Source organism: Caloramator quimbayensis (assembly GCF_900167605.1).
Taxonomy (GTDB): domain Bacteria; phylum Bacillota; class Clostridia; order Clostridiales; family Caloramatoraceae; genus Caloramator_B; species Caloramator_B quimbayensis.
Genome location: NZ_FUYH01000009.1, coordinates 68,651 through 94,995 on the forward strand (window position 1 = coordinate 68,651; position 26,345 = coordinate 94,995).

Below are 26,345 nucleotides of genomic sequence, written 5' to 3' on the forward strand. Positions count from 1 at the left end.
GCAAGTTTTAGAAGCTCTTGCCGAAACTGACGCAGAAAACCATAGAACTTTTGGTTGTTTGAACGGAGTGAGTTTCCAAAAGTTCTTGGTTTTCAAGGAAGTGAGGCTTAGAGCTTCTAAACAAGCGAAAAAGATTGGCTGTGCAGTATTATGGGCTTTCATAGTTTCAAGTAATAAAATATTTTTAATTACTTATATTTAAACATTATCCTTTATACGCTGTTCATAAATCTCTTAAACTTATCCTTTATAGTTATCTTCTCCTTATCAAGCTTTGCTAAAAGATCGCTGTTTTCTTTCCTCAGCTTTTTTAGCTCATCGATGTTTCTTGAATTTTCAACCTCAAGAACGTTTGCTCTTTTCTGCTCCTTTAAATACTTATCCTCCATATCCTTCAGCTTTTCAATTAGTCTTTTATATTCTCCCATTACGCTTTCATCTTTTCTTTTAATATCGTTGTACTCGATATTTCTTTTATCAAGTTCAGTCTGAAGCCTTTTTACTTCATCCTTTAAATAGCTGTTTTCCTCTTCAAGTTCATCAATTCTTCTTGAGACAATCTTTGAAATGCCTTCAAGATTGTTAAGATAGCCCTTTACATCCTTCGGTGCATCTTCCCCGCTAATCGCTACCTGTTTCAAACCGAATTCATTAAGATTGATATTTTTATTCTCTTTCAATATAATGCACCTCTCTGCCATCATATTAATAATCAAAAACCCGATTATGTCAATGGTTAAAGTGTCTCCTGAAATATCGATATCATATATTCCTTCAAGATTTCTTATATATGCTGCGAATTCTGCATTTTTAAAGTCCGATTCTAAGGGGAGAGGTTTGAAGCTGCTTTTATGGACTCTAAGCTGTATGTTCTCATCTATCATAACAGGATAAGTTAAAATTTCATTTCTTTCTTCAATAGAGCAGAAAAAATTAATTTGAATACTTATGAAAACATCTATATATGCAGGCTTTGAATCCCATTGAATTTTAACTATTCTTTCATTGTGATCAAGTATGTTTTTTATTTTTTTATCCTTATAACTAATACGTTTAGAAATAAAGGTATGATAGGATTTATACTTTGACTTGACCACTTTCTGGCTGTATAGAGGCATAGTATTACCTCTTATAATTACTCTATTTATATATATGAATTAAATATCCTATGTATTTCTAAACGCCATGAAAAACCAAAAATTTTTCATGGCGTTTTGTTATATATTCCTTTTCCTGTTTTGTAAATCCTTAAGTTCCTTTTTAACCCTTACAAGCTCTATCTGATTTTCAAGAAGCTCATCCTTAAGATTTGCTATTTCTTCTCTCGATTTTTCAAGTTCGCTTTGTATAATATCGTTTTGCTCTTTTAAATAAGCGTTTTCCTTTTCGAGATTGTCAAACTCTTCATTTCTTAATAAATAGCTTGAATAGAGCTCCTCATATTGAGTTTTTAGAGCATTAATATCTTCAGTAATTCCCTCCTGCGATGATTTATATTCTTCATATTCCCTCGCCATTGCTGCATAGGCATTATAGAGCTCATCATACTCTGCCTTAATTTTAGAGAGCTTTTCCTCTGGTTCATTAATTGTCTTTTTAATGTTTTCTATTTCCTTTTTTATCTTAAAAAGCTCATCGGCAACCGTTAATGCAGCAAGAACCGCAGCAGAAGAATTGCTGTGTTTTGGATTATTTGAAAGAGTTTCCTTTATTTTTTTATCGATATAATTTGCGATGGAAAATAAATAGGCTTCGCTCTCATCGCCGGTTAATACATATTCAGCTCCATTTATTCTAACAGCAACTTTATTCTTAGGCATAACAGCACCCCTCAAATTTATTGAAAGCAACGGATTTTTTCATAATATATATTTTAATTATATTTTACCATTAATTTTATTTTTTTCACTAAAAATTTTGAGGGTTTATGCATTTTATCTGAGCTGAGCGTTAAATTTTTCTTTTAGCCTATTTATTATGCTCTCATGAACCTTGTTTACTTCCTCATCCTTTAAAGTCCTGTCCTCGGCTCTGAAGGTTAATGAAAAGGCGAGGCTTCTTAAACCTTCTGGAATCTGCTTGCCTTTATAAACATCGAAAAGCTTTACAGATTCTATAAGTTCCTTTCCTTCCCTTAATATTGCCTTTTCAATATCAGATACGGATATGTTTTCATCAAGGAGCATAGCTATATCTCTTGAAACCGCTGGGAACTTTGGAAGAGGCTTATAGCGTTTTTCATTCTTTGCTGCATCAAACAATGTCTTTAAATCAATTTCAGCAACATATACTCTATCTTCAATCTCATAGTTTTCTGCAACATTTGGATGAATTTCTCCTAAAATTCCAGCGTTTTTCTTTCTAACTAAAAGCTTTGCAGTTCTTCCCGGGTGGAATATGCTGCTGTTTTCTTCCCTTTCAAATTCTGCCTTATCTATTCCAAGCACATTTAAAAGATTTTCTATAACGCCCTTTAAATCAAAGAAGTCAACCTTTCCATACATTCCAATGATGAGCTTATCGTATTCATTTGGAAGCTGGTTTCCTGAAGGTATGTAAACCTTGGATATCTCAAAGAGTTTAACTTCTTTGTTATCCCTCTTATAATTTCTTTTCAGGCATTCAAGAAGGGATGGAATTCCTGTTGTTTTCATTACGCTAAAGTCCTCTCCAAGAGGATTTAATATATTAACAGTATTCCTGAGCTCATGATTTTCAGGAAGATTAATAAGGCTGAAAACCTTTGGGCTTATAAAAGAATAAGTCATAGCTTCATAAAGTCCGCAGGATACCATAACATTTTTTACCTTTTTTATTAGTGTCTGCTCTAATGTCCACTGCGCTTCAACGGTCTCTCCAATTATCTTCTTTACAGGTATTTTATCATAGCCGTATATTCTTATAATCTCCTCTGCAACATCCTCTTTTATTTTAACATCCTGCCTGAAGGTTGGAACTTCTATTTCAAATACATCATCACCATAAACCTTCATCTCAAGATTTTTTAGTATTTTTCTCATTTCTTCCTTTTCTATCTCAATTCCGAGGAATTTATTAATCCACTCAGGAGATACTTTAAGGGTATATGGCTCTACCCTATTTTCATAAATGTCTATAACTCCCTTTGCAACCTTTCCTGCACCTAAAAGTTCAACAAGGTGACATGCCCTGTTTAGAGCAATATCTATCAAGTTAGGATCTATGTCCTTTTCATACTTTGAAGATGCATCAGTTCTAAGTCCAAGCTTCTTTGAGGTAAGCCTTACATTTGTTCCATCAAAGTTTGCACATTCGAAAATAACAGCTGTAGTATCTTCCTTTATTTCAGAGTTTTCTCCTCCCATAACTCCAGCAATTCCTATAGGTCTTTCACCATCAGCTATAACAAGCATTGAAGAGTTAAGGTTTCTTTCAACTCCATCAAGAGTTTTAAACTTTTCATCATCCTGTGCGGTCCTGACTATTATTTTTTTACCCTTTACATATCTATAATCGAAGGCATGCATAGGCTGCCCAAGCTCAAGCATAACATAATTAGTTATATCTACTATGTTGTTTATAGGTCTTATATCGCACTGTCTTAATTTTTCCTGCATCCACTCTGGAGATGGGCCTATCTTTACATCCTTAATCATCCTCGCAGCATAACGTCTGCAAAGGCTGCTTTTTACTTCAACTGAAAGATAATTATCAATACTATCATCAGTTTCATTAAAGGATGTTTCAATTTTTTTCAGCTCCTTATCAAAGGTTGCAGCTGCCTCCCTTGCTATCCCATATACGCTGAAACAGTCAGCCCTGTTGGAAGTTATTTCAAAATCAATTATTCCTCCCTCAAGTCCAAGTATTTTTTTAATATCCTCTCCTATTGGAGTATCCTCTTTAAGTATCATAATGCCGTGAACTGAGTTTTCATCTGCAATTCCAAGTTCAACCTCAGAGCAGAGCATTCCATTTGACTCTACTCCCCTTAATTTTCCCTTCTTTATTTTAACTCCTCCAGGAAGGCTTGAGCCATGAAGGGCAACGGGAACTATATCCCCTTCCTTTATATTAGAAGCTCCAGTTACAATCTGAATAACCTCATCCTTAACATCAACCTTGCATATGGTAAGTTTGTCTGCATCAGGATGTTTTTCTGTCTTTATTATTTTTCCAGTTACTACTCTATCTATTTCCTTTCCAAATTCAATAACTTCCTCAACCTTTGAACCGGATATGGTAAGGGCATCTGCAGCCTCATTTATGTTTTTATCTATATTTACATATTCACACAGCCATTTATACGGTACCTTCATATTAAACCCTCCTTAAAATTGCTTTAAGAATCTAATGTCGTTTTCATAGAAAAGCCTTATGTCATCTATCTCAAATTTTTTCATTACTATTCTTTCAAGTCCCATTCCAAAGGCAAAACCGCTGTAAACTTCAGGATCTATTCCTCCCTTTCTTAAAACATCAGGGTGAACCATTCCTGAGCCTAATATTTCAATCCAGCCGCTTCCCTTACATACTCTGCATCCCTTTCCATCGCATACATGGCATGATATATCCATCTCTGCTGATGGCTCTGTAAATGGGAAATGGTGTGGTCTAAATCTTGTTCTCGTCTTTTCCCCAAAGAATTTTTTAGCAAAGGTATCAAGAGTTCCATAAAGGTTTGCCATAGTTATACCCTTATCAACAACAAGACCTTCAATCTGATGGAATGTTGGTGAGTGGGTTGCATCTACAGCATCGGATCTGTATACCCTTCCTGGTGCTATAATCCTTATTGGAGGCTTAATATTTTCCATCGTTCTAATCTGAACTGGGGATGTTTGAGTCCTTAAAACAACTGAATCGCTTATATAGAATGTATCCTGCTCATCCCTTGCAGGGTGGTTCTTTGGAATATTCAGAGCCTCGAAATTATAATAGTCGAGTTCAACTTCAGGTCCTTCTGCAATTGAAAATCCCATTCCAAAAAATATTTCCTTAATCTCATCTAAAACCTTTGTTATTGGATGAAGATTGCCTATTTCACTGTTTCTTCCCGGCATAGTAATATCTATTGACTCGAGGGATAGCCTTGCCGCCTTTTCCTTTTCCTTTACCTCTTTTAAGGCTTCCTCAAGGGCACGCTCTATATCTTCTCTTACCTCATTAGCAAGTTTTCCAATTATTGGCCTCTCCTGTGGAGACAATCCTCCCATGCTCCTTAATATACTCGTTAATGCTCCCTTTTTTCCAAGAAATTTTACCCTCGCCTCATCGAGTTTTAAACTGTCCTTGGCTTTCCTTATTTCTTCAATAGCTTCAGCTTTTATATTTTTTAGCTGCTGTTCCACACTAACCTCTCCTTTCAGTAATATACAAAAAACCTTCGTCCACAAAGGGACGAAGGTTGTCTTCGCGGTACCACCCTAATTGGCAAAAGCCCACTTGATTATGTAACGGAATTCCGTCCTTGCCTACTTTGTTTCAGCAAAGAAGCTCCAGAGGGAAACTTCAAATGACCTTTATATAGAAAGGCTCTCAATCCTTGGCCCTTCCTCCCTGTATACAGCATCATTTTACTTGCCTCTTTCATAGCAATATCAGTATTAAGTTTCAAAAATCATTATATCACAGAAATTCTCTGTCTTACAACTTCATATATAATAATCCCTGCAGCAATTGAAGCATTTAACGATTCTGCACTTCCTATCATTGGAATCTTTATTTTTTCATCTACATATTCAAAATGACTTTCAGGTATACCGTTTGCCTCATTTCCTATAATGATAGCAGATTTTTTCTTAAAATCAATATCATATATATATTTTTGTGCATCAAGGCTTGCACCATATATATTATATCCTTTGCTCTTTACATCCTTTGATAACTTTTCAAAATCATCATAAAACAATATAGGTATATGAAATATGGAGCCCATTGTTGAGCGTAGTGTCTTGCTGTTATAGACATCTACGCATCCCTTTAATATAATTACTCCTCCTGCTCCGGCTGCATCGCAGGTTCTAATTATAGTTCCAAGGTTTCCAGGGTCCTGTATTCCATCAGCTATAACTATAAAATCCTTATTAAAATCATCTATGTTCCAATTTTTTTTATAAGATACTCCTACTGCTCCCTGAGGATTTTCAGTATCACAAAGCTCCTTTATTATATCATCGGACACTTCATATTTTTCTATATTCGAATTTAAAATCCTCTCACTGCCATTAGTTTCATAAACTCTGCTGCTGTATAATAAATACTTTAAAGAATTATCCTTTACAGCCTCTTCAATAAACCTTATCCCTTCAATTAAAAAAAGACCCTCTTTATCTCTGTATTTTTTCTGCTTTAGCTTTATGGAATCCTTAATAAGTTTATTTTCCCTCGACAGCATATTAACACCCTATTTTGTGTGCTCAAGCACTTTAAGTTCTTCAGTTCCGCCTATTACAACAAGCACATCCCCATGCTTAATAACATCCTCAGCCGTTGGAGATATGTTTATATCATTATTCCTTTTAATTGCCATAACGTTTATTCCGTATTTGCTCCTCATACTAAGCTCCCTTAAGGATTTCCCTTCCCATTCGCTTATTGCCTCAATTTCCATTATGCTGTAATCAGGAGAGAGTTCAATGTAGTCGAGTATATTAGATGAGCAAAGGTTATGGGCAACCCTGACTCCCATATCTCTTTCAGGAAAAACAACCCTGTCTGCCCCTATTTTATATAAAACCTTCGCGTGCATTTCATTGTGAGCCTTTGCTATAACGTATTTAACTCCAAGCTCTTTACAAAGGAGAGTTATCATAATGCTCGACTGTATATCAGAACCAATAGTAACAACTGCAACATCAAAATTTCTAATCCCAAGTGAACGAAGAGTTGCTTCATCTGTTGCATCTGCCTGAACAGCATGAGTTACGCTGTTTGATATGCTCTGAACTGTCTCCTCATCGGTGTCTATGGCAAGAACTTCATTTCCAAGGGAATAAAGAGTCTGCGCTATACTTGAACCAAATCTTCCAAGACCTATTACAACAAATTGTTTTAATGACATATAAATCCTCCTTTATCCAACAAGAAGCTTATCCTCTGGATATTTTATGTTTGAATTTGCAACCTGAGCTTTCCTTGCAAAGGCAAGGGTTAGTGTAAGCGGTCCTACTCTTCCTGAATACATAGTAAGTATTATTATTATCTTTCCTATTATATTAAGCCTTGTAGTTAGTCCAAGAGAAAGTCCAACTGTACCAAAGGCTGATGTTGCTTCATATAAGAATTCAACAAAATCTCCATCTTGAGTTATTGAAAGAACCATGGTTGTTAGAATTACAAGACCAAAAGCAATAATTATTATTGCTAATGCCCTGTATACAAGGGAGCGCCCTATTCTCTTTTTAAATATTTCAGTATCCTCTCTGCCTCTTATTACTGAAATTACAGTCATAAATAAAAGTGTGAAGGTTGATGTTTTTATTCCTCCTCCCGTTGAACCAGGAGAAGCTCCTATAAACATAAGTATTATAGTTAAAAACTTGCCAGCTGTTGTCATATCCGATGTTGATATAGTATTAAAGCCTGCTGTTCTTGGTGTTATTGATGCAAAAACACTCGCAAGAACTTTTCCTTTAAAACTGAGAGCTCCCATAGTTTTAGGGTTAGCATATTCAAGAAGGAAAAATAATACTGCACCGGATAGAATAAGAAGTGCTGTAGTTGTAAGCACTACTTTAGTATGAAGGGACAACCTTTTAAATCCTCTGTTATTTATAACTTCTGTAATAACTGCAAAACCTATACCTCCAATTACAATTAAAGCACATATCGTCAGGTTTAGAGTTACATTTTCAGCATATGGTGTTAAGCTCTTAAAATCACCGATAAGGTCAAATCCTGCATTACAAAAGGCTGAAACGGAATGAAATATACCATAATATATGCCCTTTGAAATGCCATATTGTGGTATAAACTGCGTCATAAGGATTAGTGCCCCAACGCCTTCTATAGCAAAGGTTATACCCATAACATAGAGCATAAGTCTTACCATTCCCTGTATGTTAAAGGCATTAAATGCCTCCTGCATTATGAGCCTCTCTTTAAGAGATATCCTTCTTCCAAGTATTACTGCAAAAAAAGTTGCAAAGGTCATAAACCCAAGTCCGCCTGTTTCTATTAAAAGCATTATTATTATCTGGCCAAAGGTTGACCAGTATGTTCCTGTATCTAAAGTTACAAGCCCCGTAACACAAACTGCGGAGGTGGATGTAAAAAGGCAGTCTATAAAAGGAGTAAATTTACCCTCTGCCGAGGATATAGGCAGACATAAAAGAAGAGCTCCTATTAATATAACTGCTGCAAATCCCAATGCAAGTATCTGGACAGGTTCAAGCTTTATAAACTTTAATTTGCCTGCCTCTTCCTTTATAAGCATATTATTACCTCCTGAAAAAAATTGCCCATATCATATCTTATTTTATCACTTTATGTACAGAAAGCAAAGAGACCTGTCAAACAGGCCTCAGTAAATTATGCATTAAGCTTTTCCTTTGCTATGTTAACAAGCTCAGTAAATGCTGCTTCATCGTTAACAGCTATATCTGCAAGCATCTTTCTGTTAATATCAACGCCTGCAAGCTTAAGTCCATTTATAAGCTTAGAATATGAAAGACCATTAGCTCTTGCTGCAGCATTTATTCTTGCTATCCAAAGCTTTCTAAAATCTCTCTTTTTAAGCTTTCTTCCCTTATATGCATTATTTAATGCTCTCATTACCGCTTCTTTTGCGATTCTGTAGAGCTTGCTCTTTCCACCATAATATCCCTTTGCAAGTTTCATTATCTTTCTGCGTTTTTTATGTGCATGAACTGCTCTTTTTACTCTTGCCATAATATTCCCTCCTTCTCTTACTTATTATAGATAAGGTAATAACTTCCTTATCTTGCTTGCTTCTACTGTATTTACATAAGTACCTTTTCTTAAATTTCTCTTTCTCTTTGAGCTCTTCTTAGTTAATATGTGGCTGTGATATGCATGAGCTCTCTTGAATTTACCACTTGCAGTCTTTCTATATCTTTTAGCTGCACCCTTATGGGATTTCATTTTTGGCATAATATTTCCTCCTCTCTTAATCCATCACTTCTTTGGACTTAAAATCATTATCATATTTCTTCCTTCAAGTTTTGGTTCTTTTTCTATTAAACTCACTTCTTCAAGCTTCTTTGCAAAATCGTGAAGAATCTTCTCTCCAAAGTGAGTATAATCTGCTTCTCTGCCGCGGAATCTAACAGTTACCTTGACCTTATCTCCGTCTCTTAAGAACTTCTCTGCATTTCTTGCCTTGACATTAACATCGTGCTCTTCAATCACTGGACTTAATCGTACTTCCTTTACGTTAATAACCTTCTGTTTCTTTTTAGCTTCCTTTTCTTTCTTTTGAAGTTCGTAGACGAATTTTCCATAGTCCATGATTTTGCATACAGGCGGTTTTGCCTGAGGTGCAATCATAACAAGGTCAAGCTGTTTTGATTCTGCAATTTGAAGGGCTTCTTTTGATGACATAATGCCAAGCTGGCCGCCTTCGCTGTCGATTACCCTTATTTCCCTTTCACGAATTTCTTCGTTAATTAAATGTTGTTTACTAATAACATTCACCTCCCAAAATTTTGGAACAAAGGCATATAAAAAGCGGATGGACATACTCCATCCGCAAAATCTCTAAAAAAAGAACCTTTGCAAACCTTACGAGCTATAGCTGTAAGGTGAGAAGCGGATGGCTTCTTCTTAACATTGATACTATATCATATATATTATGGCCTGTCAAGGAAATATTATCAGATGTTGCTTATTTTTTTATCTATTTCTTCTTTTATTTTTTCTATAAAGGCATCAAATTCCATGCTGCCTAAATCTCCTTCTTTTCTTGACCTTACAGATACGTTTCCTGCTTCAACTTCCTTGTCGCCAAGTATTATCATGTATGGTGTCTTTTCAAGCTGAGCTTCTCTTATTTTGTAACCTATCTTTTCATTTCTAAGGTCAAGCTCAACCCTAATTTCCATATCCTTTAGTTTTGCCTCAAGCTGCTTTGCGTATTCGTTTGCTCTGTCAGTTACAGGAAGTATTTTAACCTGAACTGGTGAGAGCCATGTTGGGAATGCCCCTGCATACTGCTCAATGAGTATTCCTATAAATCTTTCTATACTTCCAAATATTGTTCTGTGTACCATAACTGGTCTATGCTTTTCTCCATCTTCTCCTATATAGTTTAAGTCGAATCTCTCAGGCATTTGGAAGTCGAGCTGTATAGTTCCGCACTGCCATGTTCTTCCTATGCAGTCCTTAAGATGGAAGTCTATCTTTGGGCCATAAAAGGCTCCGTCTCCCTCGTTAACCTTATAATCGAGCTTTGCAGCCTCGAGGGCTTCTCTTAGAGAATTTGTTGCATGTTCCCAATCTTCATCGCTTCCCATTGAATTTTCAGGCCTTGTTGAAAGCTCAACGTGATATTCAAATCCAAAAAGTTTATATACATAATCTGTAAGATTTATAACACCTAAAACTTCATCCTTTATTTGTGCTGGAGTCATAAATATGTGAGCATCATCCTGAGTAAAGCATCTAACTCTCATAAGACCATGAAGTGCACCTGATATCTCATGGCGGTGAACAAGTCCAAGCTCTCCCATCCTTAAAGGAAGTTCTCTGTAGCTGTGCATTGAGTTTTTATATACGAGTATTCCTCCAGGGCAGTTCATAGGTTTTATAGCATAATCCATTTCATCTATCTTTGTGAAGTACATGTTTTCTTTATAGTGATCCCAATGTCCTGATTGATGCCAAAGGGCTTCGTTTAATATTATAGGAGTCTTTATTTCCTTATAGCCCCTTCTTGTATGTTCCTTTCTCCAAAAGTCCTCAAGCATATTTCTAACAACCATTCCCTTTGGATGGAAGAATGGGAATCCAGGTCCTTCTTCATGTATTGAGAATAAATCGAGTTCTTTTCCGAGCTTTCTGTGGTCTCTCTTTTTAGCTTCTTCAAGCATTTTTAAGTAATCTTCAAGCTCGCTCTTTTTTGTAAAGGCAGTTCCATATACCCTTTGAAGCATCTTGTTTTTCTCATCGCCTCTCCAGTAAGCACCTGCAACGGATAAAAGCTTAACAGCCTTAACCCTTCCTGTTGATAAAACGTGAGGTCCTGCACAAAGGTCAGTAAATTCTCCCTGCTTGTAGAAGGAAATAACTGCATCTTCAGGCAAATCTTTTATAAGTTCAACCTTATAGGATTCTCCTAAATCCTCCATAAACTTTATTGCCTCTATTCGTGGAAGTTCAAATCTTTCAAGGCTTAAATCCTCTTTTATTATTTTTTCCATTTCCTTTTCAATAGTTTCAAGCATTTCAGGAGTTATTGAAAAATCAGCATCAAAATCATAGTAAAATCCTGTATCAATAGCAGGTCCTATTGCAAGCTTAACCTTTGGATATAGCCTTTTTACAGCCTGTGCAAGTATATGGGATGCAGTATGTCTTAAAGTCCATCTTCCATCTTCATCATCAAAGGTTAAAACCTCTATACTGCAGTCATTTTTTATTTCAGTCATAAGGTCAAAAACTTCTCCATCGATTTTTACAGCCATAGCTGCCTTATAAAGTCCCATTCCTATTTTCTTAACAACTTCTTCTGCTTTTACAGGCCCCTCAAATTCAAGAACCTTCCCGTCCTTTAAAGTTACCTTTATCATTTTTTACTCTCCTTTCGAACAAAAAATAAAAAATCCCATCCACAAAGGGACGAGATTAAATCCCGCGGTTCCACCCAAATTGGCAAAGCCCACTTAATGCATTAACGCTGCGAACGCCTCTCCCTACTGAATTCAGGATGGAGCTTTTGGGTGGTCTTCAATTCACTATGTTAAGGAAGACTTGCAGCCTTTGGACTTCCCTCTCTAATAACAATCATGAATTTACTAGTCCCAGTCATAGCTTTTAACTTCTTTGGTGATATTTTATAATTATTTCAATCATTTGTCAACAACAATTTAAAGCTCAGGCTTTTGTGATTTAACAGCTGACTTAAATGGCTTACACATATCGCATCCAGAGCAGAAATTCAGCTTATCGAGAAATATGCTTTTTATAGTTTCAATCGTTTCCTCGCACTGTGCATTTTCAGCTCCATGAATTAGTATTTTTTTAGGAGCACAGGTTATAAGAGCACTTATAAGCATATCATGCTTATTTATTTCTCCTTTAAGATTGTCTATATCAAAATCTTCAAAGAACTCCTTTGTAATGTTGCTCCCTTTCTCATCCTCTATAATATACTCTCCCTTTTCATTTATTATTATATTTATTAAATCATACTTGCTCTCCTGTATTTCAACGAAATACTTTAAAAGCTTTATAAACTCGCTGTATTCTTTTTCTAAAACATACTCCTCAACAACCCCGTCAACTATTACTTTAAGTTCTGTACTCATCTCCTTTAATCTAAAGGTTATAAACCCATCAAGTATTATCTCGGTACTTTCCTGCAAAAACTCCTCAATCTTTTTTATCATACTGTTTTTTCTATTAATAGTCGTTAATATATTTTCTGTATTAATAACTCCAAGCCCCATAACAACTGACATGCATCTTTTTTTTATTTCGTTTAAATCTTCACTGCTTAGATAGCTGTAGTTTTCTTTTATGATTTTATCTATTAAAGACAGTTCATATTCCTTTGAGATGAAATCGTATATTATATTTGAAGCATAAAGATAAAACATATCTCGGTAGTCATCGAATAACTTAATGTCATTCTCACTATCTCTAAGTATACATTTTATATTATGCATGTTTCCTATATCGTTTTCTACAATAGCAATATTCATCCCCTTATCCTTGAAAAACCTGCATAAGTCTGAAAGGCCGCTGTATATGTCCCTGCTTTTTTTGTTATATCCTATCGACAGGAGAATCAAGCATTATCACTCCCTTCAACAATAGTATATGTGCTCAATTAAATGCTATACAGGAAAAATTATTGCATTAATATACTATATTCCTTTAAAGGTATTAATGTCCCCAGGTCAACCATCTTATTTTCACTTAAATTTATTATTTTTTTCCTATTTTTTAACAAAAACAAATATATTTTATCATAATCTGGATGAAGCTTTGCGTTTCCAAAGAAAGCTATTTTATCTTTTGACAGTTTTCCCGAGGCACCACCAATAAAACCATAGCTAAAGTTGAATAAATCTATATATCCTGGAGTAATAATAAGATTGTCTATATCATATTTATCTAATTTTTCCTTGATTCCTCTATCAAAGGTAATAACTGCATTATTATCAGCAATGCATAATGAGCATTTAGCATAACCCTGCTTTATATCTATTAAATTAAGATTTCTTTTTTCAGCTTCTTCAAGGAGGACTTCATCAGTGTGTTTTTTATTACAGAATAAAAAATTTCCTATTCTTGCTGCATTATATGCTATATCAAAGGGATACTTTTCCGATAGTTTTTTTTTACCAAATATAATATTAAAGCCTTCATCCTCAAGCTGATAAATAATTGAGTTATCTGTATCCGGAGCTGCAACTATATCCCTTCCTCCAATATGATGAAGCATTATATCAGGGTGATAGGATATAGCATCATAAAGATTTTTTATTTTTTTCGTTTTTATAAGCTTTATATTCATACCATAAAGAATCTTCTCCATGTCGCAGGGTATTCTCCCGTCGACAACAGCAAGGCTTATATTATTTTCAGGAAGATTGGGTATTTCTACGTAATTTTCCATCATTCAATTCTCTCCTTCTTGAAAAAAGCAGCAAAAATCCCATAAATCCAATGATTCCGCTTATTATAAATGCGTTGTTTGTTCCTAAAAACTTTGAAACAGTTCCTGCATATAAGCTGCCTACAGGTACAAGTCCTCCAAATACAAGTGAATATACGCTCATTATCCTCCCCCTCATTTCATCAGGGGAATAGTATTGAAGCACGCTGTTTGACGTGGTAGTAAACATAATCATAAAAAAGCCGCAGACAGCTAAGGATAATAGGGCATAATGATAATTAGTAATTAATCCTGTAATTATTAAAGATGCTGAAAGCCCGAAGGAACCTATTAACTGATATAAAAATGCTCTTTCTTTTTTGCCCTTTGCCGCAACTGTAAGGGCGCTTATTAAAGCACCGAGGCCAAGGCTTGACAGGAGCATTCCAAAGGCCTTTTCGCTAAGATGAAGAACATCCTTAGTATATGGTGGAACAAGTATATTAAAGTTTATGCAAAAGGTAGGGATTATAGCAGTAGATATTATAGTATATAATAGCCTTGGAGTTTTTCTTATATACTTTAGTCCTTCTATTATCTCTTTTCTTGGGTTTATTATGTCCTTTTTTGAAGCTTTATCCTCCATTTTCATCATAAAAAGTCCAATTATAACTGCAATAAAGCTTACAGCGTTTAAAAAGAAACACCATCTTACCCCAAGATCAGCCATTATCCTTCCTGCAACAGCAGGGCCTATAAGCCTTGCACCGTTAAAAGCAGCAGAGTTGAGAGCTATTGCATTTAAAAGATGTGCTCTTCCTTCAACCATCTCAACAACAAAGGCCTGCCTTGCTGGGTTGTCAAAGGTTTGAACCGTTCCAATGCAGAATAAAATAAGAAGTATTAGAAAATAGTTAGTCTTATTAAAGAAAACCATAAAAAACAGTAAAAAAGCAGCTATAAGCTGAAAAGTCTGCGTTGCTATTATTATTTTTCTCTTTGGATATTTTTCAATAACAAGACCTGCATAAAGAGAAAACAAAAACAGAGGAGTAAATTGAACTGCACTCATAAGACCAAGAAGGAATCTGTCATTGGTTATTGAATAAACAAGCCAGTTTAGAGCAGCGTTTTGCATCCAGCTGCCAATAAGGGAAATTACTTGTCCAGTCCAAAACAATTTGAAATTTCTATGAGTAAAGGCTGGATAATATTCCCTTAATTTGTGTTTAACATTCATTTAACACCACCCCAATAACATCTTAAACCAATTTTTTAAAATGTACAAGCTAAAACAGCATTTATTGAGTTTATGGAGACGGTTAGTGTGAAAAAGTTTCCTCCCAATTAACAAGTGACAAACTTTTTCATGCCGTCGTTGTGGCTATTTTTAGTCATGCCCTGTTAGTGTGAAAATGTCACATTACAAAAAGGAAAAAAGTACAAGCCAGGGGACGGTTACTTATTTGCTACAACTTTTTATTTATATGATTTCATTGAGAAAGCAAACATTTAATTTGAAATCACTACTTCTATACCCCTATAACTTTTTCAAAAGCTTGTCCTAATTGTGTGTGAAATATAAACAATAAGTAACTGTCCCTCAGCTTTTTGCACAAAAAAATAGACTAAGGATATATTCCTTAGTTTTAATTATTTATTTTACTGCCTTTAGTCTTGCTATATCAACCCAATTATTTGCTGTAGCCTCTTCTACTCTGTTTAAATCTCTTTTTATAGATTCTATCTGTCCCTTAATGTATGCTATATCATTAAACATAACATCATGTTCAGCCTTATTAACCTGAGCACTATGTTCTAAGGCTCTTAATATTTGAGTATGTTCATCTAATCTTGCATTCACTTGCTTAAACTGCTCATTCACTTGCTTAAACTGCTCATTCACTTGCTTAAACTGCTCGCTTACTTCCTTTTTAAACTCCATAAGAAATTCCATAACTTCTTTTTCCATAATATCACCTCGCAAATATATTTTATCACAAATTGGTTTTTAATCAAAGATATATTGCTAAAAAAGTGCCACCCAATTGACAAGTGACAAACCTATTGACAAAGAGCCAAAATTTTTAAAGCCTGTAATCATTAAGATTACAGGCTTATCTTTGGAGGCGCCACCCAGATTTGAACTGGGGAATAAAGGTTTTGCAGACCTCTGCCTTACCGCTTGGCTATGGCGCCACAATATGGAGCGGAAGACGGGACTCGAACCCGCGACGTTCACCTTGGCAAGGTGACGCTCTACCAACTGAGCCACTCCCGCATAAATGGTGGCCAGAGCCGGAATCGAACCAGCGACACGAGGATTTTCAGTCCACTGCTCTACCGACTGAGCTATCTGGCCATGTTGGCGACCCAGAAGGGGCTCGAACCCTCGACCTCCGGCGTGACAGGCCGGCACTCTAACCAACTGAGCTACTGGGCCGTATGTGGTGGGAACAATAGGGCTCGAACCTATGACCCTCTGCTTGTAAGGCAGATGCTCTCCCAGCTGAGCTATGCTCCCACTTCTTTGTGACGATTATTATTGTATCATGCGGGCATCTATTTGTCAACTGCTTACCGCTCTTTTATTTTTTACTCTCTCTCGCAGCGACATTTATTATAATAACCTGAAATCGTCATTATGTCAACACTATTTTTATATTTTTTTCATTGATTATTTAGCGCTGTCAATCAGGCTTTCAATCTCCTTTTCATCGAATTCATAGGTCTTATCGCAAAAATGGCACTGCATCTGAATGTGCTTATCTTCGTTTTTAAGTTTTAAAAGTTCATCCCTTCCAAGGGCAATAAGGGCTCTTTCAACTCTTTCCCTTGAACAGTCGCATACATAATCTATATCTATTTTTTCATAGATTTTAAGATCCATATCATCAAAGAGCATATTAAGTATTTCTTCCCCTGTTTTGCCTTCTGCAATTAAAGATGACAGGGGCGGTATCTCATGAAGTCTGAAGGTTATAATATCTCCAAGCATTTCATTTGCACCTGGAAGCATCTGTACTAAAAGCCCTCCAGCAGCTTTAATAGTGGTATCCCTGTCAACTAAAACCCCAAGGGCAAGGGCAGAGGGTACCTGCTCTGAAACTACGAAATAATAGGCAATATCATCGCCAATCTCTCCCGATTGAATAGGAACCTGACCAACGTAAGGGTCTTTCAGCCCCATATCCTTTACAACTGTCAGCATTCCGTTTCTTCCAACAGCTCCTCCAACATCTAATTTACCCTTAGAATTCAAAGGAAGGTCTGCCTTAGGATTAGATACATATCCCTTAACATTTCCCTTTGAATTTGAGCATACTACCACATTTCCTAAGGGGCCTCCCCCATTCATAGTAATAGTAAGGTTATCCTTATCTCCTTTTAGCATAAGTCCCATAATTGAACCTGCAGTTAAAGTCCTTCCAAGGGCAGCTGAAGCTGTAGGACTTAAGTCGTGTATCTTCCTCGCCTTTTCAACTATATCTGTAGAAACAGCCATAAAAAGCCTTATATCCCCATTTGATGCTGTAGCTCTTAAAACGTATCCCATATTATTCCTCCTTCTTTGCAATAAAAACTGCTCTCATACTTTTATCTTTAATATTTGTAAGGTTATAATCATCATATATCTCTATATCTTTAAACTTAGCAATGTAAAGATATTCTTTTATTTTACCCAAATCATGAGCCCTTTGAATGTGATTTTCATCAAACCTTTTATAAAGGTTTTCCTCCTTTACAAAGAAGGTTATATACATTTCGATTATATCATCTTCTAAGTAATTATCCCAAATATAGCAAAGGTTATCCTCATTTAGTGTAAAGGTGTTATTCCCTATTATATTTTTTAACTTATAGGGTGTGCTTATGTCAAACATAAAATATCCATAAGAACTCAAATGATTATATACCCTTTTAAAACTTTCTATTATATCATTCTCTTCTATTATGTAATTATACCCATCACAAAAGCTGAATACATAGTCGTATTTTTTATTTATATTAAAATCTCTCATATCCTGATTTATAAAATTTATTTTATATCTTTTAAGCCTTAGTTTTTCCTGTGCTATAGAAAGCATATCCGATGATAAATCGAGGGCCGTTACATCAGCTCCCCTTTCTTTCAGCCTTAATGTCATATTTCCTGTTCCACACCCTAATTCTAAAACATTTTTTTGTTTTAAGCTCATGCCTTTATTTTCAAAATAGCTCTCAACAAAAAAAATCCATTTATCGTAATCTATATCTATCATTTTGTCATATATACCCGACAGTTCTATATATTGATTCATAATGCTTCATCCTTTTACCTTTAATTTGCTTCTTAATATATTATATCTTATAATTTTAAATATAACAGATATAGGAGGTTAAAATTTATGCTTTATCCATTATTTTTTGAGCCTGTATATAAAAATATAATATGGGGCGGAAGAGATTTTGAAAGACTCTTTAATAGACAGCTTCCTGAGGGAAAAATTGGTGAGAGCTGGGAGATATGCTGCCACAAAAACGGTATGAGCATAGTATCAAACGGAAGCCTAAAGGGACTTACACTTAAAGAAATAATAGAAAGATACAAAGAAGAAATTCTTGGTGTAAAATGCACAAATACTTCTACCTTCCCCCTTCTAATAAAATTCATAGATGCAAAGGATAAGCTTTCAATACAGGTTCATCCTGATGACGATTATGCTCTTTTAAATGAGGGTGATATGGGGAAAACAGAGATGTGGTACATAATAGATGCAAAGGAAGATGCAAAGCTGATTTACGGCGTAAAAATGGGAACCTCAAAAGAAGACTTTAAAAAAGCTATTTTAGATGGAAATCTTGAGGAATATGTAAACTATGTTAATGTAAAAAAAGGAGATTGTGTGTTTATACCTTCTGGAACGGTACATGCTATACTTGATGGAATAGTTGTTGCTGAAATTCAGCAAAACAGCGATACGACTTACAGGGTTTATGACTACAACAGGGTTGATTCAAAGGGAATGAAAAGGGATCTTCATGTTGAAAAGGCGTTAGATGTAATAAATTTCGATTTTGAAGGAAAAGTCGATAAAAAGAATGAAATAGTCTATGATGGATTTAAAGTAGAAAATATTGCAGAATGTAAGTATTTCGCTGTTGATAAGATAAGCGTAAATAAGTGCTATAAAGATAAGTGCAGCGGAGAGACTTTCCACGCCTATACAGCAGTTGAAGGAGAAGGAGAGTTAATACATAATAACATAAACTATAAAATAAATTCAGGAAACAGTTTTCTTATGCCTTCTTCAATTGGAGAATATGAGATAAGAGGAAACATTACTCTTTTGAAATCCTATTTATAATTATTTTTTGTTCCACATTCTCCCTGATTCTTTGTTCTTTTGAGTCATAATTCCTCCTATCCTCCCTGTTTCCTCCGCTGTAAGACCGCTCCATCCAAACTTTTTTACTTTATCTCCAAGACCTAATTCTTCAGCTATTTCATATTTTATTTTTTCCCTCTCCTTTTCTTCATCAGTGAGTTCCTTTTTAGCTTTTATTTTAGCCTTAACTATCTTTTTAAAAGGAGTTGTCATACTATCGCCCCCTTCTGATATTATATATTATTGCTTATGTAAATTTTTTTATGTATAAAAAGCTTTCTATATTGCAGCTTAATTATTTTTATTTATTTTTTTGCATAAATATAATAATCAAAATCTTTATTTATTTTTCAAATATGTTATAATACTTTTTAATAATCATAAAATAGATTGAAGACTTTTTAAGGAGGTATATTATGGGTATTAAGCTGGCTGTAGTTGGTGCTACTGGAATGGTAGGAAGAAAATTTCTTGAAGTTTTAGAGGAAAGAAATCTTCCAATCGATAAATTTTATGTATTTGCTTCAGCAAAATCAAAAGGTTCAGTTCTTAAATTTCAAGGAAAGGAATACGAGGTTGAAGAATTAAAAGAAGACTCCTTTGACAGAGGTATAGATATTGCTCTATTTTCTGCTGGGGCTTCAACGAGCCTTAAATTTGCAAAAATAGCTGCATCTAAGGGTTGTGTTGTTATAGACAACAGCAGTGCTTGGAGAATGGATGATACTGTCCCCCTAATAGTTCCTGAGGTTAACCCTGAGGATATAAAATGGCACAACGGTATAATAGCAAATCCAAACTGCTCTACTATTCAGGCTGTAGTTGCACTAAAACCCCTCGATGACAGATTTGAAATAAAAAGAATAGTTTATTCAACCTATCAGGCTGTTTCTGGCGCTGGAATGGGAGGATATGACGACCTTTTAAACGGAGTAAAGGGAATTCCTCAGAAGAAATTCCCACATCCTATAGCCTATAACGTTCTTCCTCACATAGATGTATTCCTTGAAAACGGATATACAAAGGAAGAAATGAAAATGATAAATGAAACAAGAAAAATAATGCACAGACCAGATTTAAAAATAACAGCAACAACGGTAAGGGTTCCTGTATTTTACGGCCACAGCGAATCAATAAATGTTGAGTTCAATAGAACTTTTGAGATGAGTCAAATTTTTGATGCTCTTAAAAATGCACCGGGTATTGTATTAGAGGATAATCCTTCTATGAATAAATATCCAATGCCTATAAATGCAGAAAATAAAGATGAAGTTTTTGTTGGAAGAATAAGAAGAGATGAAAGCGTAGATAATGGAATAAATATGTGGGTTGTTGCAGACAACATTAGAAAAGGTGCTGCTACAAACGCTGTTCAAATTGCTCAGCTTCTTATAAAATAGGTTTAAATTGTGCTGTAAATAATACCTTATAAGGCATATAATATTATTAGATTATTTTTTATGAAAGGATGATTATAATGAGCCTTTTTACAGGATCCGGAGTTGCAATAATAACCCCCTTTAATGAAAACGGCGTTGACTTTAAAAAGCTCGAGGAACTTTTGGAATGGCAGATAAGCGAAAAGACTGATGCTGTTATAATATGTGGAACCACCGGCGAAGCTTCAACGATGAGCGAGCAGGAAAGAAAGGAAACAATCAAATTTACTGTAGATGTTGTTAAGGGAAGAATTCCTGTAATTGCCGGAACAGGAAGCAACAATACAAAAGCTGCAATAGAAATGAGCAAGTGGGCTGAGAGCATTGGAGTTGACGGTCTTTTAGTTATTACCCCCTACTATAATAAGACAACCCAAAGAGGCTGCATTGAACATTTTAAAGCTATAGCTTCAAGCGTTACAAAACCGATAATAATATATAACGTTCCATCAAGGACAGGTCTTAATATACTCCCTGAAACTCTTTATGAGCTCTCTAAAATAGACAATATAGTTGCAGTAAAGGAAGCAAGCTCTAATATCGTTCAAATCGCTGAAATCGCACAGCTTTGCGGTGACAGCCTCGATATATATTCAGGAAATGATGATCAGATACTTCCTCTTTTATCCCTCGGAGCAAAGGGAGTAATTTCAGTTGTTGCTAATATACTCCCAAAGGATACCCATGATTTATGCGAAAAATATTTTACAGGAGATATTGAAGGTTCAAGAGAACTTCAGCTAAAGATGCTTCCGCTTGTAAAGGCTCTGTTTATAGAAACCAATCCAATTCCTGTTAAGGCTGCAATGAACCTTATGGGAATGAATGTAGGCACTTTAAGGCTTCCACTTGTTGAAATGTCCCAAAAGGGACTTGAAGTTCTCAAAAAAGAAATGATTAAATACGGAATAAGCATACAGGGGTGATTTAATGAGGGTTTTACTGCATGGATGTAACGGAAGAATGGGGCAGGTTCTGTCAAGATTAATAAGTGGAATGGATGATGCAAAGGTAGTATGCGGAGTTGACAGCAACATAGATAAAATAATAAATAGTTATCCCGTATATCCCTCTTTATCAGAAGTTAAGGAAGAGGTTGATGTACTAATTGATTTTTCAAATCATTCCTGCCTCGATTCAATATTAAAATTCGGACTTGATAGAAAAGTTCCCCTAATAATTTGTACAACAGGCTTTTCCCCTGAGGAAAAGCAAAAGATGGTTGAATCTTCAAAGCATATACCTATACTAAATTCAGCTAATATGTCTCTTGGAGTAAATCTTATTATATCCCTTGTAAAGCAGGCTGCTGCAGTTTTATACAAGGACTTTGACATTGAAATCGTTGAAAAGCATCATAATCAAAAACTCGATTCTCCAAGCGGTACTGCCCTATCAATAGCAGACGCAATAAACAGTTCTCTTGATAATAAATTTGAATACAAATACGGAAGATACGGTAAAACAGAAAAGAGAACTAAAAACGAAATAGGTATACACGCAGTAAGGGGAGGCGCTATTGTTGGAGAACACGATGTAATATTTGCAGGCGGTGGAGAAATAGTTGAAATATCCCACAGCGCATTATCCCGTGATGTATTTGGATATGGTGCAATAAGAGCAGCACAGTTTATAATTGGAAAAGCTCCGGGATTTTACAGCATGAAGGATGTAATTGAAGAATAGCTATAGCCCATAATACTTTTATGTATTATGGGCATAATTTTAAGAAAGGGTGAAAGAATGGAACACCTTATAAACGAAAGAGTAAAAAATATAGAAATATCAGGTATAAGAAAGTTTTACAATCTATTATCTAAATATGATGATGTTTTATCCCTTACAATTGGTCAGCCAGATTTTCAAACCCCTCAGCATATAAAAGATGCTGCAAAATCAGCCCTCTATGAGAATAAAACTGTATATACCCACAATGCAGGGCTATTAGAACTTAGGAAGGCAGCTTCAAAGTTTGTAAAAATAAAATATAACCTTAATTACAATGAGGATGAGATAATAGTTACAAACGGAGGGAGTGAGGCAATAGATACTTCCCTTAGGACAATACTTGATGAGGGATGCGAAGTTATACTGCCATGCCCTGTTTATCCTGGATATGAGCCAATCATCAGACTTTGCGGTGCTGTGCCGGTTTATGCTGATGTTAGAGACAGCGGTTTTAAGCTGACTCCTGAAAAGATAAAAGAAAAATTAACATCAAAAACCCGCTGCATAATACTGCCCTACCCTTCTAACCCAACAGGAGCAGTTTTAACCAAGGATGAGCTTTTATCTATTGCACAGATTATAAAAGATAAAGATGTATTCATATTATCCGATGAAATATACAGCGAGCTTGTTTATGATATACCTCACTTATCTATTGCTTCGATAGAATCAGTTAGGAATAAAACAATAGTTATTAACGGGCTTTCAAAATCCCATTCAATGACCGGGTTTAGAATAGGCTTTATATTTGCACCATCCTATATAACAAAGCATGCCCTAAAGGTTCATCAATATAACTGCACCTGTGCATGCACTATAAGCCAATATGCCGCCCTCGAGGCTTTAACAAAGGGAATTGATGATTCAAAGTATATGAAAACTGAATACAAAAAAAGACGGGATTATGTGTATGAGAGACTTCTTAATATGGGTTTTGAGGTTAATAAACCCGATGGTGCCTTTTACATATTCCCCTCTATTAAAAAATTCAATATTAAATCCCTTGATTTTGCATTGAAACTTCTTGAGTGTAAAAGAGTTGCTGTCGTACCAGGCGATGCCTTTTCAAGTTATGGTGAAGGATATATAAGAATATCCTATGCTTACTCAATGGAAACTTTAAAGGAAGCATTAAACAGAATAGAAGACTTTATAAATACTCAGTTTTAAATTGACAAAAGTATAATTATGATGTTATATTATAAAAAACTCTCATTGGAGGTTTATTAACAGTTAAGGAAATTTTATAAAATTTAATAAAACTCTATATACAAATTATAAACGGTATAGTATTTATTGTATATAGAGAGGTGATTTTAATGTAATATTATAGTATTGGCGAATTTGCTAATTTGATTGGCAAAACTGAACAAACTTTAAGGAATTGGGATAAAAATAATAATTTAAAACCTGCTTATGTAGCACCATCTGGTTTTAGATATTATTAAGAGCAGCACTTAATCAAATTCTTGGCATAAATAAAGTTATTAAACCTAAAAAAGTTATTGGTTATTGTAGAGTTTCAAGTCAAAAACAAAAAGATGATTTGGAAAGACAAATACAGTATGTTAAAGAATATATGATAGCAAAAGGTTATCAATTTGAAATAATAACAGATATAGGTAGCGGCATTAACTATAATAAAAACGGTTTAAATAAACTTATTGATATAATAGTAAACGGTGAAGTTGAAAAGATAGTAATTCTTTATAAAGATAGACTTGTTAGATTTGGCTTTGAACTCATAGAAAATATATGTAATAAATATGGGACTACTATCGAGAGAATAGATAACACTGAAAAGCAGAAGAACAGGAACTTGTTGAAGATTTAGTACAGATAATAACAGTGTTTAGTTGTAAACTTCAAGGCAAAAGAGCAAATAAAGCTAAGAAGATGATTAAGGAGCTGACTCAATATGATTAAAACCTACAAAGTAATGCTTTTACCCAATAATAAGCAAAGAACAAAACTCTTTGAATGTGCAGGTGTTGCAAGGTGGGCTTATAACTTTGCATTAGAACAACAACAAGTTAACTATAAAAATGGTGGTAAATTTTTAGACGATAGAGTTTTAAGAAAAAGACTAACAGAACTTAAACATAAAGAAGAATACAAATGGTTAAACGACTATTCAAATAATATAACAAAGCAAGCTATAAAAGATGCCTATATCGCTTATAAGAATTTCTTTGAAGGTCGTACTAAATTTCCAAAGTTTAAATCGAAGAAAAAAAGTAAACAAAGTTTTTATCAAGATACAGATAAAGTTGTTATAACAGATACTCATGTAAAATTAGAGAAATTAACCTCTTCTAAAAAGAAAAACAAACAAAAGCTAAATTGGGTTAAATTAGCTGAAACAGACAGAATTCCAATAGGAAAAGGTATTAAGTACTCTAATCCAAGAGTAACATTTGATGGACTAAATTGGTGGTTATCAATAGGAGTAGAAGAAAATTCAAAGCAAGATAACATTCAATATTCAGAAGGTATAGGAATAGATTTAGGAGTAAAGGATTTAGCTATAGTTAGTACAGGACAGAAGTTTAAGAATATAAACAAGTCAAGTAAAGTAAAGTAAAGAAACTTGAAAAAAAACTTAAAAGACTGCAAAGGAAACTATCTAAAAAATATGAACTAAATAAAATTCAAACAGAAGGAGGTGAATACCGTTACAGAAAGACTAAAAACATTAAAAAGTTAGAGCTTCTTGTTCTAAAAACACAAAGAAGGCTTAAAAACATAAGGCACAACTATATTCATAAGATAACTACATCTTTGGTGAGAACCAAACCAGAGTATGTGGTAATGGAAAGCTTAAATACTTGTGGAATGTTAAAAAATAGAAAGCTATCAAAGTCAGTACAAGAACAAGCTTTCTACGAGTTTAAAAGGCAGATGGAATATAAATGTGAATTAAGTGGAATTAAGTTTATACTTGCAGACAGATTTTACCCTTCAAGCAAAACTTGCAGTAGATGTGGTAGTATAAAGGATAATCTATCATTATCAGAAAGAGTTTTTGTATGTGATAAATGTGGCTATGTGATAGACCGAGACTTAAATGCAAGTATAAATCTTAAAAACTATGGTAAATCAATAGCATAGCACAAAACGTTAGCTGTTGATATGTACCCATTCGTTAGTGGGGAATTTAAACCTTTGGAGTGTCAAACAAACATGAGTAGGTTTATCCGAAAGTGGACACGATGAACAAGGAAGGAAACATAGACTTTACAAGGTTTTATAGATACTTTGTAGAGTTTTATAAGTTTTCTGTAACGGTAAGATTATGAACAGAGGTAAAAATTATGATTTAACAAATCCCTATGAAATTGCAAGATATATTAAAGATGCTAAGAAAACTACTCCAGTAAGAGCGTACATAGATGGAGACCTTAAAGGAATAGAAGATAATAAAGTTGAGGTTTTTGGAGATAACAGCTTTTACATGGTATTTGGAGAGCACAGCGATGTTAATGACTTTATTCAAAACCATAAGGATAAAATCAAGAAATTTAAAATAGATTTTGACAGAAGAAACTCAGCAATACCTATGCTCGATATTAGAAACGTAGATGCAAGAATTGAGCCCGGTGCAGTAATAAGAGAAGGGGTTACAATAGGCAAAAATGCAGTTATTATGATGGGAGCGGTTATAAATATAGGCGCTGAAATAGGTGAAGGCGCTATGATAGATATGAACGCTGTTGTTGGTGCGAGAGGTAAAATAGGCAAAAACGTACACGTTGGAGCTGGTGCAGTTATAGCAGGAGTTTTAGAGCCTCCAAGCAGCGAGCCTGTTGTTATTGAGGATGATGTTTTAATAGGTGCTAATGCTGTAGTCCTCGAAGGAGTAAGAGTTGGAAAGGGTTCTGTAGTTGCTGCAGGTTCAGTTGTTACTGAAAACGTTGAAAGCGGAGTAGTAGTTGCTGGAACCCCAGCTAAGGTTATAAAAAGAGTGGATGAAAAAACAAAAAGCAAGACTGAAATACTTGAGGATTTAAGAAAGTAAAAAAGAAAAAGGGAGTGCCTTTTTCGTGA

The 26,345-nt window shown here is 34.8% G+C and carries 24 protein-coding genes, 5 tRNA genes, 2 pseudogenes and 3 other annotated features; of the genes and pseudogenes, 8 read left to right on the forward strand and 23 right to left on the reverse strand.

The annotated features are described in order from the left end of the window. Positions 1-212: 212 nt before the first annotated feature. The 22 genes from B5D15_RS07395 to B5D15_RS07500 all read right to left on the reverse strand — a co-directional run bounded on the left by B5D15_RS07395 (position 213) and on the right by B5D15_RS07500 (position 18,063). Complete coding sequence (locus tag B5D15_RS07395; protein WP_078696492.1) at positions 213-1,118, reverse strand: coiled-coil domain-containing protein; 906 nt, start codon at positions 1,116-1,118, stop codon at positions 213-215. A 99-nt stretch (positions 1,119-1,217) separates the two neighbouring features. Further along, positions 1,218-1,820: a cell division protein ZapA gene (locus B5D15_RS07400; protein ID WP_078696493.1), complete on the reverse strand. Its 603-nt coding sequence runs from the start codon at positions 1,818-1,820 to the stop codon at positions 1,218-1,220. Positions 1,821-1,934: 114 nt separating this feature from the next. Beyond that, positions 1,935-4,298, reverse strand: coding sequence for a phenylalanine--tRNA ligase subunit beta (gene pheT / locus B5D15_RS07405; RefSeq protein WP_078696494.1), 2,364 nt, complete (start codon positions 4,296-4,298; stop codon positions 1,935-1,937). Positions 4,299-4,310: 12 nt separating this feature from the next. Continuing rightward, the gene (gene pheS, locus B5D15_RS07410) at positions 4,311-5,330 is read right to left on the reverse strand and encodes a phenylalanine--tRNA ligase subunit alpha (RefSeq protein WP_078696495.1); all 1,020 of its coding nucleotides are present in this window, start codon (positions 5,328-5,330) and stop codon (positions 4,311-4,313) included. A gap of 42 nt (positions 5,331-5,372) precedes the next feature. After that, positions 5,373-5,581 (reverse strand) — a binding site (T-box leader). 21 nt (positions 5,582-5,602) lie between these two features. Beyond that, positions 5,603-6,376 (reverse strand): TrmH family RNA methyltransferase, encoded by a 774-nt coding sequence (locus tag B5D15_RS07415; protein WP_078696496.1) that lies wholly within the window; start codon positions 6,374-6,376, stop codon positions 5,603-5,605. Positions 6,377-6,385: 9 nt separating this feature from the next. Beyond that, complete coding sequence (locus tag B5D15_RS07420) at positions 6,386-7,042, reverse strand: potassium channel family protein (protein ID WP_078696497.1); 657 nt, start codon at positions 7,040-7,042, stop codon at positions 6,386-6,388. A 12-nt stretch (positions 7,043-7,054) separates the two neighbouring features. Next, entirely contained in the window at positions 7,055-8,416 is a 1,362-nt protein-coding gene (locus B5D15_RS07425; RefSeq protein WP_078696498.1) for a TrkH family potassium uptake protein, read from the reverse strand. Between the two features lie 95 nt (positions 8,417-8,511). Continuing rightward, on the reverse strand, positions 8,512-8,871 hold the full coding sequence (rplT, locus tag B5D15_RS07430; protein ID WP_078696499.1) for a 50S ribosomal protein L20: 360 nt from the start codon (positions 8,869-8,871) through the stop codon (positions 8,512-8,514). A gap of 24 nt (positions 8,872-8,895) precedes the next feature. Further along, positions 8,896-9,093 carry a 50S ribosomal protein L35 gene (gene rpmI / locus B5D15_RS07435; protein ID WP_078696500.1) on the reverse strand — a complete coding sequence of 66 codons (198 nt, stop codon included), beginning with the start codon at positions 9,091-9,093 and terminating at the stop codon, positions 8,896-8,898. 24 nt (positions 9,094-9,117) lie between these two features. Beyond that, the gene (gene infC / locus B5D15_RS07440; protein ID WP_078696501.1) at positions 9,118-9,681 is read right to left on the reverse strand and encodes a translation initiation factor IF-3; all 564 of its coding nucleotides are present in this window, start codon (positions 9,679-9,681) and stop codon (positions 9,118-9,120) included. Next, positions 9,656-9,773, reverse strand: a sequence feature (ribosomal protein L20 leader region). (Overlaps the previous gene by 26 nt.) Positions 9,774-9,815: 42 nt before the next feature. Beyond that, the gene (thrS, locus tag B5D15_RS07445) at positions 9,816-11,729 is read right to left on the reverse strand and encodes a threonine--tRNA ligase (protein ID WP_078696502.1); all 1,914 of its coding nucleotides are present in this window, start codon (positions 11,727-11,729) and stop codon (positions 9,816-9,818) included. Between the two features lie 42 nt (positions 11,730-11,771). Beyond that, positions 11,772-11,977: a binding site (T-box leader), on the reverse strand. Between the two features lie 49 nt (positions 11,978-12,026). Then, positions 12,027-12,953 carry a putative sporulation protein YtxC gene (gene ytxC, locus B5D15_RS07450; protein WP_078696503.1) on the reverse strand — a complete coding sequence of 309 codons (927 nt, stop codon included), beginning with the start codon at positions 12,951-12,953 and terminating at the stop codon, positions 12,027-12,029. 59 nt (positions 12,954-13,012) lie between these two features. After that, the gene (locus tag B5D15_RS07455; protein WP_078696504.1) at positions 13,013-13,786 is read right to left on the reverse strand and encodes a DUF6873 family GME fold protein; all 774 of its coding nucleotides are present in this window, start codon (positions 13,784-13,786) and stop codon (positions 13,013-13,015) included. Continuing rightward, on the reverse strand, positions 13,749-15,002 hold the full coding sequence (locus B5D15_RS07460) for an MFS transporter (protein ID WP_078696505.1): 1,254 nt from the start codon (positions 15,000-15,002) through the stop codon (positions 13,749-13,751). Before B5D15_RS07460 ends, B5D15_RS07455 begins: the two co-directional genes overlap by 38 nt. A gap of 417 nt (positions 15,003-15,419) precedes the next feature. Then, positions 15,420-15,734: a hypothetical protein gene (locus B5D15_RS07465; RefSeq protein WP_242948713.1), complete on the reverse strand. Its 315-nt coding sequence runs from the start codon at positions 15,732-15,734 to the stop codon at positions 15,420-15,422. A 152-nt stretch (positions 15,735-15,886) separates the two neighbouring features. Continuing rightward, positions 15,887-15,961, reverse strand: a tRNA-Cys gene (locus B5D15_RS07470). Positions 15,962-15,967: 6 nt separating this feature from the next. Further along, positions 15,968-16,043 (reverse strand) — tRNA-Gly (locus B5D15_RS07475). Positions 16,044-16,048: 5 nt separating this feature from the next. Beyond that, a tRNA-Phe gene (locus B5D15_RS07480) sits at positions 16,049-16,124 on the reverse strand. A gap of 4 nt (positions 16,125-16,128) precedes the next feature. Beyond that, a tRNA-Asp gene (locus tag B5D15_RS07485) sits at positions 16,129-16,205 on the reverse strand. Between the two features lie 5 nt (positions 16,206-16,210). After that, a tRNA-Val gene (locus B5D15_RS07490) sits at positions 16,211-16,286 on the reverse strand. Between the two features lie 153 nt (positions 16,287-16,439). Further along, a complete protein-coding gene (gene hslO, locus B5D15_RS07495) occupies positions 16,440-17,318 on the reverse strand; it encodes an Hsp33 family molecular chaperone HslO (RefSeq protein WP_078696506.1) in 879 nt (292 codons plus the stop codon). 1 nt (position 17,319) lies between these two features. After that, the gene (locus B5D15_RS07500) at positions 17,320-18,063 is read right to left on the reverse strand and encodes a class I SAM-dependent DNA methyltransferase (RefSeq protein WP_078696507.1); all 744 of its coding nucleotides are present in this window, start codon (positions 18,061-18,063) and stop codon (positions 17,320-17,322) included. A gap of 87 nt (positions 18,064-18,150) precedes the next feature. Between B5D15_RS07500 and B5D15_RS07505 the strand changes: the two genes are divergently transcribed. Further along, a complete protein-coding gene (locus B5D15_RS07505; RefSeq protein WP_078696508.1) occupies positions 18,151-19,110 on the forward strand; it encodes a type I phosphomannose isomerase catalytic subunit in 960 nt (319 codons plus the stop codon). On the opposite strand, the gene B5D15_RS07510 is transcribed toward B5D15_RS07505, so the two are convergent. Further along, entirely contained in the window at positions 19,111-19,344 is a 234-nt protein-coding gene (locus tag B5D15_RS07510; RefSeq protein ID WP_078696509.1) for an alpha/beta-type small acid-soluble spore protein, read from the reverse strand. Between the two features lie 203 nt (positions 19,345-19,547). Between B5D15_RS07510 and B5D15_RS07515 the strand changes: the two genes are divergently transcribed. From B5D15_RS07515 to dapD, 7 genes and pseudogenes are all read left to right on the forward strand, one after another. Then, positions 19,548-20,531 carry an aspartate-semialdehyde dehydrogenase gene (locus B5D15_RS07515; RefSeq protein ID WP_078696510.1) on the forward strand — a complete coding sequence of 328 codons (984 nt, stop codon included), beginning with the start codon at positions 19,548-19,550 and terminating at the stop codon, positions 20,529-20,531. 77 nt (positions 20,532-20,608) lie between these two features. Next, positions 20,609-21,496 (forward strand): 4-hydroxy-tetrahydrodipicolinate synthase, encoded by an 888-nt coding sequence (gene dapA, locus B5D15_RS07520; protein WP_078696511.1) that lies wholly within the window; start codon positions 20,609-20,611, stop codon positions 21,494-21,496. A 4-nt stretch (positions 21,497-21,500) separates the two neighbouring features. Then, positions 21,501-22,256 carry a 4-hydroxy-tetrahydrodipicolinate reductase gene (gene dapB / locus B5D15_RS07525; protein WP_078696512.1) on the forward strand — a complete coding sequence of 252 codons (756 nt, stop codon included), beginning with the start codon at positions 21,501-21,503 and terminating at the stop codon, positions 22,254-22,256. A 27-nt stretch (positions 22,257-22,283) separates the two neighbouring features. After that, positions 22,284-23,468 (forward strand): aminotransferase A, encoded by a 1,185-nt coding sequence (locus tag B5D15_RS07530; protein WP_242948714.1) that lies wholly within the window; start codon positions 22,284-22,286, stop codon positions 23,466-23,468. Between the two features lie 164 nt (positions 23,469-23,632). Continuing rightward, a pseudogene (locus tag B5D15_RS07535) lies at positions 23,633-24,224 on the forward strand (IS607 family transposase). Continuing rightward, positions 24,217-25,409, forward strand: a pseudogene (locus B5D15_RS07540) (RNA-guided endonuclease InsQ/TnpB family protein). The pseudogenes B5D15_RS07535 and B5D15_RS07540 overlap by 8 nt, the downstream one beginning before the upstream one ends. A 184-nt stretch (positions 25,410-25,593) precedes the next feature. After that, positions 25,594-26,316, forward strand: a complete 723-nt coding sequence (gene dapD, locus B5D15_RS07545; RefSeq protein ID WP_078696514.1) for a 2,3,4,5-tetrahydropyridine-2,6-dicarboxylate N-acetyltransferase — start codon at positions 25,594-25,596, stop codon at positions 26,314-26,316. The last annotated feature ends 29 nt before the right edge of the window (positions 26,317-26,345 follow it).

Bases quoted from the DNA above. Each gene is read 5' to 3' on its own strand.
- B5D15_RS07395 (WP_078696492.1), bottom strand. From the start codon at position 1,118: ATGCCTCTATACAGCCAGAAAGTGGTCAAGTCAAAGTATAAATCCTAT.
- B5D15_RS07400 (WP_078696493.1), bottom strand. From the start codon at position 1,820: ATGCCTAAGAATAAAGTTGCTGTTAGAATAAATGGAGCTGAATATGTA.
- pheT (WP_078696494.1), bottom strand. From the start codon at position 4,298: ATGAAGGTACCGTATAAATGGCTGTGTGAATATGTAAATATAGATAAA.
- B5D15_RS07415 (WP_078696496.1), bottom strand. From the start codon at position 6,376: ATGCTGTCGAGGGAAAATAAACTTATTAAGGATTCCATAAAGCTAAAG.
- B5D15_RS07420 (WP_078696497.1), bottom strand. From the start codon at position 7,042: ATGTCATTAAAACAATTTGTTGTAATAGGTCTTGGAAGATTTGGTTCA.
- B5D15_RS07425 (WP_078696498.1), bottom strand. From the start codon at position 8,416: ATGCTTATAAAGGAAGAGGCAGGCAAATTAAAGTTTATAAAGCTTGAA.
- rplT (WP_078696499.1), bottom strand. From the start codon at position 8,871: ATGGCAAGAGTAAAAAGAGCAGTTCATGCACATAAAAAACGCAGAAAG.
- rpmI (WP_078696500.1), bottom strand. From the start codon at position 9,093: ATGCCAAAAATGAAATCCCATAAGGGTGCAGCTAAAAGATATAGAAAG.
- infC (WP_078696501.1), bottom strand. From the start codon at position 9,681: ATGTCCATCCGCTTTTTATATGCCTTTGTTCCAAAATTTTGGGAGGTG.
- thrS (WP_078696502.1), bottom strand. From the start codon at position 11,729: ATGATAAAGGTAACTTTAAAGGACGGGAAGGTTCTTGAATTTGAGGGG.
- B5D15_RS07455 (WP_078696504.1), bottom strand. From the start codon at position 13,786: ATGATGGAAAATTACGTAGAAATACCCAATCTTCCTGAAAATAATATA.
- B5D15_RS07460 (WP_078696505.1), bottom strand. From the start codon at position 15,002: ATGAATGTTAAACACAAATTAAGGGAATATTATCCAGCCTTTACTCAT.
- B5D15_RS07465 (WP_242948713.1), bottom strand. From the start codon at position 15,734: ATGGAAAAAGAAGTTATGGAATTTCTTATGGAGTTTAAAAAGGAAGTA.
- hslO (WP_078696506.1), bottom strand. From the start codon at position 17,318: ATGGGATACGTTTTAAGAGCTACAGCATCAAATGGGGATATAAGGCTT.
- B5D15_RS07500 (WP_078696507.1), bottom strand. From the start codon at position 18,063: ATGAATCAATATATAGAACTGTCGGGTATATATGACAAAATGATAGAT.
- B5D15_RS07505 (WP_078696508.1), top strand. From the start codon at position 18,151: ATGCTTTATCCATTATTTTTTGAGCCTGTATATAAAAATATAATATGG.
- B5D15_RS07510 (WP_078696509.1), bottom strand. From the start codon at position 19,344: ATGACAACTCCTTTTAAAAAGATAGTTAAGGCTAAAATAAAAGCTAAA.
- B5D15_RS07515 (WP_078696510.1), top strand. From the start codon at position 19,548: ATGGGTATTAAGCTGGCTGTAGTTGGTGCTACTGGAATGGTAGGAAGA.
- dapA (WP_078696511.1), top strand. From the start codon at position 20,609: ATGAGCCTTTTTACAGGATCCGGAGTTGCAATAATAACCCCCTTTAAT.
- dapB (WP_078696512.1), top strand. From the start codon at position 21,501: ATGAGGGTTTTACTGCATGGATGTAACGGAAGAATGGGGCAGGTTCTG.
- B5D15_RS07530 (WP_242948714.1), top strand. From the start codon at position 22,284: ATGGGCATAATTTTAAGAAAGGGTGAAAGAATGGAACACCTTATAAAC.
- dapD (WP_078696514.1), top strand. From the start codon at position 25,594: ATGAACAGAGGTAAAAATTATGATTTAACAAATCCCTATGAAATTGCA.